Raw genomic sequence first — 11,569 nt, 5'->3', positions numbered from 1 at the left:
GGAGCCGAACGGTTTTGCCTACTTTTGTCAAGACAAAAGTAGGTCGCCGTAAAGGCGAAAGGGTGACTAAATGTCGATATCGTCTACGAATGTGCTTACAACTACCAAAAAAATCTCTCAAGCCAAACCCAAACCCCTCAAACCAAAACCCGCGAACTTGCCACCCCCACCACTAACACCCCAATCAACAAATTAACCCCAACCAACCGCCGAATCCGCCCCAACACCCCAGCCCCCGAAGCCCAATCCCCAGCCTCCACCGCCGCACGCAGCTCAGGCAACAACAACCCCTGAACCCGCATGAACAACGCAAACATGACAATCCCCCCGCCAATCATCACCTGCACATAACGAGGCGCGGTCTCGAACCCGGCAAACCGCAGGTGGATCATGCCGACCCCGCTGACAGCCAGCACCGCCACCGCCAGCCAGACCCATCTGAAGAACCGCTGGAAAACCTCCACCCACAATCGCAGCCGCGCAGGCCCCTCCAGCGCTGCAACCGTGGCCGGCCGCAGCACCAGCCAGGCGAAGAACATCCCGCCGACCCAGACGAGGGCGGCCAGGACATGCAAGGTGTAGGGCAGGGCAAAGGCAAGCATCCGGATCTCCATGCGGCACAAAGGGCAATAGCGGGGTATGATAGCCGGCCCATGCGAAACACTGAAAATATATCCAGCCCTCCGGGCGCCTGCAGACCATGATCAGCAACGAACTCAAAGCCACCATCCAGGGCGCCTACTCGCGTTTCCTCGAAGCCAAAAGCCTCAAGCCGCGTTACGGCCAGCGCCTGATGATCGCCGAAGTGGCCAAGGTCCTCGGCGATATCGCCAGCGACGATGAAGGCCGCCGTGCCGGCGAGCCCGCGGTGGTTGCCGTCGAGGCCGGTACCGGTACCGGCAAGACCGTCGCCTACAGCCTGGCCGCGATCCCCGCCGCCAAGGCCGCCGGCAAGCGCCTGGTGATCGCCACCGCGACTGTGGCGCTGCAGGAGCAGATCGTCTTCAAGGACCTGCCCGACCTGATGCGCAACAGCGGGCTGAACTTCAGCTTCGCCCTGGCCAAGGGCCGTGGCCGTTACCTGTGCCTGTCCAAGCTCGACGTCCTGTTGCAGGAAGGCCACGCCCAGTCGGCCACCGCCCAGCTGTTCGAGGAGGAGGGCTTTCGCATCGAGGTCGACGAGCGCAGCCAGAAGCTGTTCAACAGCATGATCGAGAAGCTCGCCGGCAACCGCTGGGACGGCGATCGCGACAGCTGGTCGGAGGCCATCGAGGACCAGGACTGGGCACGGCTGACCACCGATCACAGCCAATGCACCGGCCGGCACTGTCCCAACTTCCAGCAGTGCGTGTTCTACAAGGCCCGTGAAGGTATGGGCAAGGTCGACGTGATCGTCACCAACCACGACATGGTCCTGGCCGACCTGGCACTTGGCGGTGGCGCCGTGCTGCCCGACCCGCGCGACACAATGTACGTGTTCGACGAAGGCCACCACCTGCCGGACAAGGCCATCGGCCATTTCGCCCATTATTCGCGGCTGCGCTCCACCGCCGACTGGCTGGAGCAGACCGCCAAGAACCTGACCAAACTGCTGGCCCAGCATCCACTGCCGGGCGACCTCGGCAAGTACATCGAGCAGGTGCCGGAGCTGGCCCGCGAGGTGCGTACCCAGCAGCAGTTCATGTTCACCCTCTGCGAGCAGGTGGCGGATTTCCGCACCGGCGAGGACATGGAAGGCCGCGACCGCCCGCGCTATCGCTTCGAGGGCGGCGTGGTACCGGAGCAGATCCGTGAAGTAGGCATCGAGCTCAAGAAAGGTTTCGCCCGCCTCAACGACCTGTTCACCCGCCTGGCCGACCTGCTCAAGGAAGGCATGGACGGCGAGAACAACATCGGTATCGCCAGCCACCAGGCCGAGGAGTGGTACCCACTGTTCGGCAGCCTGGTGACCCGTGCCCAGGGCAACTGGGAGCTGTGGACCGCCTTTACCGCTGAAGACCCCGAAGACAACCCGCCCATGGCTCGTTGGCTGACCCTGGCCGAAAGCGGCGCGCTGTTCGACATCGAGGTCAACGCCAGCCCCATCCTCGCTGCCGAGATGCTGCGCAAGAGCCTGTGGAACGTCGCCTATGGCGCCCTGGTGACCTCGGCGACGCTCACTGCGCTGGGCAAGTTCGACCGCTTCCGCATGCGTTCGGGCCTGCCACGCGACGCGGTTCAGTGCGTGGTGCCCAGCCCGTTCGTGCATGGTGACGCCGGGCTGCTGCGGGTGCCCGACCTGGGTGCCGATCCGCGCGACGCCACGGCGCACACCGCGGCGATCATTCGCGAGCTGCCAGCCATCGTCGAGGACGCCCGCGGCGCGCTGGTGCTGTTCTCCTCGCGCAAACAGATGCAGGACGTGTTCGACGGCCTGGACCGCGACTGGCGCAAGCTGGTGCTGATCCAGGGCAACCTGTCCAAGCAGGAAACCCTGAACAAGCACAAGGCGCGGGTCGACGACGGCCAACACAGCGTGCTGTTCGGCCTGGCCAGCTTCGCCGAGGGTGTCGACCTGCCGGGCGCCTATTGCGAGCATGTGGTGATCGCCAAGATCCCCTTCGCGGTGCCGGACGATCCGGTCGAGGCCGCGCTGGCCGAATGGATCGAAGCCCGTGGCGGCAATCCGTTCATGGAAATCGCCGTGCCCGACGCCTCGCTGCGCCTGATCCAGGCCTGTGGCCGGCTGCTGCGTACCGAGCAGGACCGTGGCGTGATCACCTTGCTTGACCGCCGTCTGGTCACGCAACGCTATGGCAAGGCTATTCTCAATGCGCTGCCACCTTTCCGACGGGAAATCGGCTGACTGCCGGAGCAACACTCACAACCCGTTGTCCATTACTCGATTGCGAGCCCATGACGGGCTCCGAAGGAGAGCCACCGCCCCATGATCCGCCGCGCCTTGCCTGTCGTGTTCTCCGTGTTGTTCAGTGCGCCTTTGCTGGCCGGGCAGCAGACCCTGTTCAGCTTCGTGCGCCCGGCCTCGGTGGTGAATGTCATCACCCAGGACACCAGCCTGCCGCAGTACAACGCGGAGCAGACAGCCGAAGGCGAGGTGTTGCGGCGCGTGGTGTTCAACCCGGTGGCGCAGCCGACACTGCGCCTCGCGCCGCAGAGCGGGGCGTGGGACTGGTCTGCCGGCCAGGCGCTGACCCTGCGCCTGCAGAGCGGCATGGACTGGGCGCTGACCGTTGATGTGGTGGTGCAAAGCAGCGACGGACGCACGCTCACCAGCCGCATCGACCTGCCGGCCGGGCCTGCGCAGACCGTGATGATACCGCTCAAGGCCCGTTCACCACTGAGCCAGGGCATGCGCGCCGGGCCGCCGATGCCCTGGACCTACGAAGGCCAGCGCCTGCTGCTGGCAAGCAGCGAAGGAGCAGCCGACCTGGCCCAAGTCACCTCGGTCAGCTTGAGCATCCCCGGCCCCAAGGTTGCGCAGAGCCTGTTGATCGAGAAGGTCGGCGTGCAGGATGACGACCAGGCGTTCAAGGCTGCCTACGACCAACTGATCGATGTCTATGGGCAATCGACCCGTGGTCGCTGGCCGGAAAGAATCGTCAACGACGAGCAGCTCAAGGCTGCCGACAGCCGTGAACAGGCACAGCTCAAGGGCTGGCTGGCCGAGCGCGACAAGCTCAAGCTGGATACCTATGGCGGCCTGCTGGAGGGTCCTGCGTTCGAAGCCAAGGGCTTCTTCCGCACCGAGAAACGCGACGGTCGCTGGTACCTGGTGACGCCGGAAGGGCATCCGTTCTATTCGCTCGGCGTCAATGCCGTCGACGCCGATGGCGGGCGCACCTATGTCGCCGGCCGTGAGGGCATGTTCAAAGCCTTGCCGGGAGAAGGCGACACCCTGAGTGCCTTCTATGGCGAAGGCAACAACGATGACGGCAATGCGTCGTCCCAAGGCCGTGGTTTCAAGCAGGGGCGCTGGTTCGACTTCTACGCGGCCAATCTTCAGCGCACCTACGGCAAGCCTTGCCCGCAGGGAGAGGTGGCGTGCCCGGTGGCGGTGCTGGACGCCCAGCGCTGGCAGACCCATACCCTGGATCGCCTGCAGGCCTGGGGCTTCAATACCCTTGGCAACTGGAGCGATGCGTCGCTCGGGCAAGCCAAGCGCCTGCCGTACACCCTGCCGCTGTCGATCGTCGGTGACTACGCCAGCATCAGCACCGGCATGGACTGGTGGGGGCGCATGCCCGACCCGTTCGACCCGCGTTTCGCCATGGCCACCGAGCGTGCCGTGGCCATTGCTGCCCGGGATCACCGTGACGATCCTTGGCTGATCGGTTACTTCGCCGACAACGAGCTGGCCTGGGCCGCGCCGGGGGACGACCCCAAGGCACGGTATGGCCTGGCCTATGGCACCTTGCGCCTGACCACCGATGTGCCGGCCAAGCGCGCTTTCCTCAAGCAACTGCGCGACAAGTACCGCAACCAGCAGGGGCTGTCGAAGGCCTGGGGTATTGAGCTGACCGCCTGGGAGCTGATGGAAGACCCGGGTTTCGAGGCGCCGTTGCCCAACCCGGAGCATCCGGAAATCGAGCGCGACTACCAGTACTTCCAGCAGGTGTTTGCCGAAACCTATTTCAAGACCATTTCCGACGCGCTGAAATGGCATGCGCCCAACCATCTGCTGCTCGGTGGCCGCTACGCGGTCAGCACCCCCGAGGCGGTGAAGGCCTGCGCCGAGTTCTGTGATGTGCTGAGCTTCAACTTCTATACCTTGAAGCCTGACGACGGCTACGACTTCGCCCGCCTGGCCGAGCTCGACAAGCCGGTGCTGGTCTCGGAGTTCCAGTTCGGCTCGCGCGACCGTGGTCCGTTCTGGCCAGGCCCGCTGGAAGTGGCCCGCGAGGAAGACCGTGGCCCGGCGTATGCCAACTTCCTCAAGGCCGCCATGAATCAGCCGATGATCGTCGGCGCGCACTGGTTCCAGTATCTCGATCAACCCGCCAGCGGGCGCCTGCTCGATGGCGAGAACGGTCATCTTGGCCTGGTCGCTGTCACCGATGTGCCTTATGCGGGGTTCATCGAGGCGGTACGCCGCAGCAACCTGCAAGTCCTTGGGCATTTGCGCACAGCGTTGGACAAGCCGTAGTTCCGGATAACCACCCAGCCATCTTCAGTAGGCAAATCGCCCAACTACTGAAACAATGCACCCCTTTGCAAGCCAGGCAGTAAAGAGAGGTAGTCGGGTGCAGATCCAGGGTCACTATGAGCTGAAGTTCGAGGCGGTGCGCGATGCTTTCGCCGCGTTGTTCGAGGATCCCCAGGAACGTGGTGCCGCGTTGTGCATCCAGGTCGGCGGAGAAACCGTGGTCGACCTGTGGGCCGGCAGTGCCGACAAGGATGGCCGCGAGGCCTGGCACAGCGACACCATCGCCAACCTGTTCTCCTGCACCAAGACCTTTACCGCCGTCACCGCCCTGCAACTGGTGGGCGAGGGCAAGCTCGCCCTCGACGCGCCGGTGGCGCGCTACTGGCCGGAATTCGCCCAAGCCGGCAAGGAGCAAGTCACCCTGCGGCAGCTGCTCAGCCACCGCGCCGGCCTGCCGGCCATCCGCGAGCTGCTGCCGGCCGAAGCCCTGTATGACTGGCAGGCCATGGTCGATGCCCTCGCCGCTGAAACGCCCTGGTGGACGCCCGGCAGCGAGCACGGGTACGCGGCGATCACCTACGGCTGGCTGATTGGCGAATTGATCCGCCGCGCCGATGGTCGTGGTCCGGGCGACTCCATCGTCGCCCGCACCGCCAAGCCGCTGGGCCTGGACTTCCACGTTGGCCTGGCGGATGAAGAGTTCCACCGCGTGGCGCATATCGCCCGCGGCAAGGGCAACCCTGGCGATGCCGCCGCCCAGCGCCTGCTGCAGGTGACGATGCGCGAGCCCGAGGCCTTGTCCACCCGGGCCTTCACCAACCCGCCAGCGATCCTCACCAGCACCAACAAGCCCGAATGGCGGCGCATGCAGCAGCCGGCGGCCAATGGCCATGGCAATGCCCGCAGCCTGGCGGGCTTCTATGCCGGCCTGCTCGACGGCAGCCTGCTCGAATCCGAACTGCTTGACGAACTGACCCGCGAGCACAGCCTGGGCCAGGACCGCACGCTGCTCACCCAGACCCGTTTCGGCCTGGGTTGCATGCTCGACCAGCCGGAGGTGGCCAACGCCACCTTCGGCCTTGGCGCACGTGCCTTCGGTCACCCCGGCGCCGGTGGCTCGGTCGGTTTTGCCGACCCCGAACATGACGTGGCCTTCGGCTTCGTCACCAATACCCTCGGCCCCTACGTGCTGATGGATCCCCGCGCGCAGAAACTGGTGCGGGTGCTTGGCAGTTGCCTTTGATCGGGTAACGCGGGTATTGCCAGTTCCCTTTGACTATCCTCAATGCCAACGCCTGAAGCGTATGGGCAAAATTTCTTTCTATTTCATGGTGTATCGCTGATGTCTTCACATAAAACCTTAGCACTCGCCCTGTGCCTGGCCATGACCGGTTGCGCCAGCCACTCCCCGGACGCCGCAAAGGACGGTGGCCTGAACTGGTGGCCATTTGGTTCGGACAAGGTCGCTGACAAGGAAGTGAAGGAGGCCGTCGTCGAGAACGTGGCCAAGGCCGACGCCAAGTCCGAAAGCGGCAGCCGTTGGTGGTGGCCGTTCGGCAGCGATGAGAAAAAGGACACGGTCGCGGCGGTGCCGAAGATCGACCACAAGGCTACGCAGGCCTGGCTCGACCAGTACGAGCCGAAGGTCCGCGAAGCGATCAAGGGCAGCAAGTTCGAGCTGGAGCGCCGCGAGGATTTGCTGGCGGTGACCATCCCCGTCGACAGCTCCTACAACCCTGATCGCCCGAACATGCTGCTGCCCGCGACCCTTGGCCCGATCACCCAGGTCGCCAAGGTCATCGAGACCGATACCAAGACCGCTGTGCTGATCCTCGGCCACGCCGACACCAGCGGCGCCACGGCCGCCAACCAGAAGCTCAGTCTCGAGCGCGCCGCTTCGGTGTCGGCGATCTTCCGTCTAAGCGGCCTGCAGCGCGACCGCCTGATGCTCAAGGGCATGGGCGCGGTGATGCCGCGTGCCGCCAACGACAGCGCCGAAGGCCGTGCCTTGAACCGCCGTGTCGAACTGCTGCTGACCCCGCAGAACACCATGGTCGCATTGCTCGCCAAGTACCAGCAGGCCGCCCCGGCGCCGGCTCCGGCGGCGATGGTTGCCACCCAGGACGCCAAGGCCCCGGCCGCCAAGCCTGTCGCCAAGGCCGCCGCCAAGCCGGCTGCGAAGAAACCTGCCGCCAAAGCCAAGGCGCCGGTCAAGGCCAGCACCACCGCCAAGAAGAAAGCCGCTGTGGCCAAGCCAGCCGCGAAGAAGGTCGCCACCGACAAGAAAGTCGCCGCCAACAGCCCTGCGAAGACCAACTGATCGTCAAGGAAACGCAGCATGACCCAATCCCTGGCCGATATGCGCCGCGACTACACCCGTGATGGCCTGGCCGAAGCCCAGGCTCCCGGGGAGCCGTTCGCGCTGTTCCACCACTGGTTCGCCGATGCGGTGAAGACCGAGCAGCTACCGGTGGAAGCCAACGCCATGACCCTGGCCACCGTTGATGCCGAGGGGCGTCCGCATTGCCGGGTGTTGCTGCTCAAGGCGCTGGACGCACGCGGTTTTACCTTTTTCACCAACTATGAAAGTGCCAAGGGCCAGCACATTGCGGCCAACCCTTATGCGGCGATGACCTTCTTCTGGCCGGCGCTGGAGCGCCAGGTGCGGATCGAGGGGCGGGTGGAGAAGGTCACGGCCAAGGAGTCGGACGACTATTACCAGGTGCGCCCGCTGGGCAGCCGGCTGGGGGCCTGGGCGTCGCCGCAGAGCCGGGTGATTGCCGATCGCCAGGAGCTGGAAGGCCTGGTCAGGGCCACCGAGGCGCGCTTTTCCGACAGCCAGCCGCATTGCCCGGAGCATTGGGGCGGTTACCGCTTGCTACCCGAGCGCATCGAGTTCTGGCAGGGGCGAGCGAGCCGCTTGCATGACCGCCTGAACTACCGCCTGGTCAATGGCCAGTGGGCGCGCGAGCGCCTGGCGCCCTGACAAGAATGGGGCCGCAACGCGGCCCCATCATCAACGATACCCCGCCGCCTCCCGTTCCAGCCACGCCGCCAACTCCTTGCGCCGCACCTTCTCCACCCGCGCCCGCTCCAGCAACTTGAGCATGAAGTCCTGCTTCGCCGGATCCTCCCCGGCCAGCGACAGCGCCAGGTCCCGGTCCATCCAGCGGCGCATGCGCACATACAGCCACCCGTGAAAATACAGCCCGGCGACCGTCACGATGACGACGATGAAGTAATCCATGGCTATCCTTGGTCTCACCTGTAGGCCCGCAAATCAGCCAGCAACGGCTGTACCTGAGCTGAATGAGAACAATTTTATAACGTTTGCGCCGTGACACTTGTCAAGGCGCGGAGTCTAATGGACACCTGTCTTATGGAGATTGTCCCCATGCGTAAATCCGCTTTGCTGCTGGCCAGCTTCACCACCGTGTCGCTGCTGTTGGGCGGCTGCCAATCGTCGCTGACCGGCGACAGCTACTCCCGTGATGAGGCCCGCCGCGTGCAGACCGTGCGCATGGGCACCATCGAATCCCTGCGTCCGGTGAAGATCGAAGGCACCAAGACGCCAATCGGTGGCGGCGCTGGCGCCATTGTCGGTGGTGTCGCCGGCAGTGCCGTCGGTGGTGGCCGTGGCAGCATCGTCGCGGCGGTGATCGGTGCCGTGGCCGGTGGCTTGGCTGGCTCCGCCGCCGAAGAAGGCCTGACCCGTACCCAAGGCGTCGAGATCACCGTGCGTGAAGACGACGGCAGCATGCGCGCCTACGTGCAGCAAGTGCAGCAGAACGAGATCTTCCGTGTGGGCGAGCGTGTTCGCATCATGACTGTCGACGGCACCAGCCGCGTCACTCACTGACAGCACGCTTGAAAAGAAAACCCCGACCGGCTTGGCCGTGTCGGGGTTTCTTTTTGTCTGCGAAAGGCGATCGGGTTAGTCGTTCAGCCCGAGGATATCCCGTGCCACCGCTTCGGCGATGCGAATTCCGTCGACACCAGCGGACAGGATGCCGCCGGCGTAGCCTGCGCCTTCACCTGCCGGGAACAGGCCCTTGAGGTTGAGGCTCTGGAAGCTGGCGTCACGGGTGATGCGCAGTGGCGACGAGGTGCGGGTTTCGATGCCGGTCAGCACCGCGTCGTGCAGGTTGTAGCCCTTGATCTGGCGGTCGAAGGCCGGCAGCGCTTCACGTATCGCCTCGATGGCGAAGTCCGGCAGGCTCGGTGCCAGGTCGCCCAGGGTCACGCCCGGTTTGTACGACGGCTCGACGCTGCCCAGCGCGGTGGACGGGCGCCCGGCGACGAAGTCACCGACCAACTGCGCCGGTGCCTGGTAGTTGCTGCCGCCCATCACGTAGGCATGGGCTTCCAGGCGCTCCTGCAGCTCGATACCGGCCAGCGGGCCACCCGGGTAGTCGCGCTCGGGGTCGATACCGACGACGATGCCGGAGTTGGCGTTACGCTCATTGCGCGAGTACTGGCTCATGCCATTGGTCACCACACGGCCAGGCTCGCTGGTGGCGGCGACCACGGTGCCGCCCGGGCACATGCAGAAGCTGTAGACCGAACGACCGTTCTTGGCGTGGTGCACCAGCTTGTAGTCGGCGGCGCCGAGTTTCGGGTGGCCGGCGTACTTGCCCAGGCGCGCCTTGTCGATCAGCGACTGCGGGTGCTCGATACGGAAACCGACCGAGAACGGCTTGGCCTCCATGAACACGCCCTTGGCGTGGAGCATGCGGAAGGTATCGCGGGCGCTGTGCCCCAGGGCCAGCACCACATGCCGCGAGTGCAACTGTTCACCGCTCTGCAGTACCACGCCGCTGAGCTGCTCGCCGTCCACCAGCAGGTCGGTGACCTTCTGCTCGAAGCGTACCTCACCGCCCAGGGTGATGATTTCCTCGCGCATCTTCTCGACCATGCTGGTCAGGCGGAAGGTACCGATGTGCGGCTTGTTGATGTAGAGGATCTCGTCGGGCGCGCCGGCTTTGACGAACTCTTCCAGCACCTTGCGCCCGTGGTGGTTCGGGTCCTTGATCTGGCTGTACAGCTTGCCGTCGGAGAAAGTCCCGGCGCCGCCTTCGCCGAACTGTACGTTGGATTCGGGGTTGAGCACGCTCTTGCGCCACAGGCCCCAGGTGTCCTTGGTACGCTGGCGCACCTCTTTACCGCGCTCGAGCACGATCGGCTTGAAGCCCATCTGCGCCAGCAGCAGCCCGGCGAAGATGCCGCAGGGGCCGAAGCCGACCACGATCGGGCGCGCAGGCAGCTCGGCCGGGGCCTGGCCGACGAACTTGTAGCTGACGTCCGGGGCCACGCCGATCTTGGCGTCGCCTTCGAAGCGGCGCAGCAGCTCGTCTTCGTTGCTGGTTTCAAGGTCGATGGTGTAGATGAACAGCAGCTCGCTGTTCTTCTTGCGCGCATCGTAGCTGCGCTTGAACAGGGTGAAGCCGAGCAGTTGCTCATCGCTGATGCCCAGGCGCTGGACGATGGCGGCGCGCAGCTCGTCGTCGGAGTGGTCCAGGGGCAGCTTCAGTTCGGTGATTCGTAGCATGGCAGGGTCCAGTATCCCGGCCATGGGCGGCCGGCGGCTTTACACAAACCGCCAAGTATAAGCTGTTAGCCGCCCCGACTGGCAGGATAAAAGCACCCGGTGATCAGAGGTCGCGGGCGCCGCCGTAGTAGGCGCAGCCCTGCAGGGTCTTGCCGTCGATGCGCAGCTCGGCCTTGAGGTGGCGGATGGCGCCGGTGGCGCCGTCGACGCAGCGCTGTGGCGCGACCCACAGTTCGACACGCTGGCCGTTGGCCTCGCTGGACAGGCTCAGGCCGCCGCCGGGCAGCGCTTCTTCCAGGTAAGGCAATGGCAACGGCTCCTGGCCGATGCGGTTGAGCACCATGCCCTTGCCGCTGGCCTTGATGTCCCAGTCCGGCTCATGGCCACCGGCGCGCAGGGTCAACTGCTTGAAGTTGGGGTCTTCGCAGCCGCGGTACTCGGAGGTGTCGAGGCGGTACAGGCGGGTCACGTCGAGCTGGCCGTCGCTGCCTGCCTGCTTGCTGCCGGCCATGCGCGCGCGGACATCGGCAAACAGCTTGTCACCGGCGTCGTCGGCCAGGGTGGCGGCCTCTTGCAGGATGCCGGTGCTGGCAGCGTCGTTGACGATGAAGCGGCGGCTCTCGTTGCAGGGTTTGAACAGCAGATGGCCGCCGGCCGCGCTCAGTTCGCCTTGCAGACGGGTGGTGCCCAGGTTCGGGTCGACCGGTTTTTCGGCCAGCATCTGGCAGCCTGCGAACAGCGGCAGCAGGGCGGTGAGCAGCAGGGAAGGGGTGAGGCGCATCAGGCGGGCTCCGGTGTTCGGGCAAAAAGTGCCGGTCACGTTACCGAGCCTGCCGGGCCTCTACAAGAGGCACGGCCTCATCGCGGCGCAAGAAAAA

Annotated in this window: 10 protein-coding genes; 6 read left to right on the top strand and 4 right to left on the bottom strand. The window is 65.1% G+C overall.

Features of this window, described 5'->3' with window-relative positions; genetic code table 11:
* Positions 1–137: 137 nt before the first annotated feature.
* The gene (locus OH705_RS25905) at positions 138–602 is read right to left on the bottom strand and encodes a CopD family protein (RefSeq protein ID WP_046854476.1); all 465 of its coding nucleotides are present in this window, start codon (positions 600–602) and stop codon (positions 138–140) included.
* Positions 603–700: 98 nt separating this feature from the next.
* Between OH705_RS25905 and dinG the strand changes: the two genes are divergently transcribed.
* The 5 genes from dinG to pdxH all read left to right on the top strand — a co-directional run bounded on the left by dinG (position 701) and on the right by pdxH (position 8,129).
* A complete protein-coding gene (gene dinG, locus OH705_RS25900; RefSeq protein WP_217868630.1) occupies positions 701–2,845 on the top strand; it encodes an ATP-dependent DNA helicase DinG in 2,145 nt (714 codons plus the stop codon).
* Between the two features lie 81 nt (positions 2,846–2,926).
* On the top strand, positions 2,927–5,143 hold the full coding sequence (locus tag OH705_RS25895) for a beta-galactosidase (protein WP_267303294.1): 2,217 nt from the start codon (positions 2,927–2,929) through the stop codon (positions 5,141–5,143).
* 97 nt (positions 5,144–5,240) lie between these two features.
* Entirely contained in the window at positions 5,241–6,386 is a 1,146-nt protein-coding gene (locus OH705_RS25890; RefSeq protein WP_038706650.1) for an EstA family serine hydrolase, read from the top strand.
* A 99-nt stretch (positions 6,387–6,485) separates the two neighbouring features.
* Positions 6,486–7,463: an OmpA family protein gene (locus OH705_RS25885; protein ID WP_038706649.1), complete on the top strand. Its 978-nt coding sequence runs from the start codon at positions 6,486–6,488 to the stop codon at positions 7,461–7,463.
* A gap of 18 nt (positions 7,464–7,481) precedes the next feature.
* Positions 7,482–8,129 carry a pyridoxamine 5'-phosphate oxidase gene (gene pdxH / locus OH705_RS25880; protein WP_023632819.1) on the top strand — a complete coding sequence of 216 codons (648 nt, stop codon included), beginning with the start codon at positions 7,482–7,484 and terminating at the stop codon, positions 8,127–8,129.
* 30 nt (positions 8,130–8,159) lie between these two features.
* On the opposite strand, the gene OH705_RS25875 is transcribed toward pdxH, so the two are convergent.
* Complete coding sequence (locus tag OH705_RS25875; protein ID WP_267303293.1) at positions 8,160–8,390, bottom strand: hypothetical protein; 231 nt, start codon at positions 8,388–8,390, stop codon at positions 8,160–8,162.
* Positions 8,391–8,537: 147 nt separating this feature from the next.
* Between OH705_RS25875 and OH705_RS25870 the strand changes: the two genes are divergently transcribed.
* Complete coding sequence (locus OH705_RS25870; protein WP_023632818.1) at positions 8,538–9,002, top strand: glycine zipper 2TM domain-containing protein; 465 nt, start codon at positions 8,538–8,540, stop codon at positions 9,000–9,002.
* Between the two features lie 75 nt (positions 9,003–9,077).
* On the opposite strand, the gene OH705_RS25865 is transcribed toward OH705_RS25870, so the two are convergent.
* Positions 9,078–10,691 (bottom strand): NAD(P)/FAD-dependent oxidoreductase, encoded by a 1,614-nt coding sequence (locus OH705_RS25865; protein ID WP_267303292.1) that lies wholly within the window; start codon positions 10,689–10,691, stop codon positions 9,078–9,080.
* Between the two features lie 103 nt (positions 10,692–10,794).
* Complete coding sequence (locus OH705_RS25860) at positions 10,795–11,472, bottom strand: COG3650 family protein (protein ID WP_094012561.1); 678 nt, start codon at positions 11,470–11,472, stop codon at positions 10,795–10,797.
* Positions 11,473–11,569: the final 97 nt, after the last annotated feature.

This window comes from Pseudomonas sp. BJa3 (assembly GCF_026343815.1).
Classification (GTDB): domain Bacteria; phylum Pseudomonadota; class Gammaproteobacteria; order Pseudomonadales; family Pseudomonadaceae; genus Aquipseudomonas; species Aquipseudomonas soli.
The sequence above is the reverse complement of the archived record's forward strand: the minus strand, read 5'-3'. Positions and strand labels throughout refer to the sequence as shown.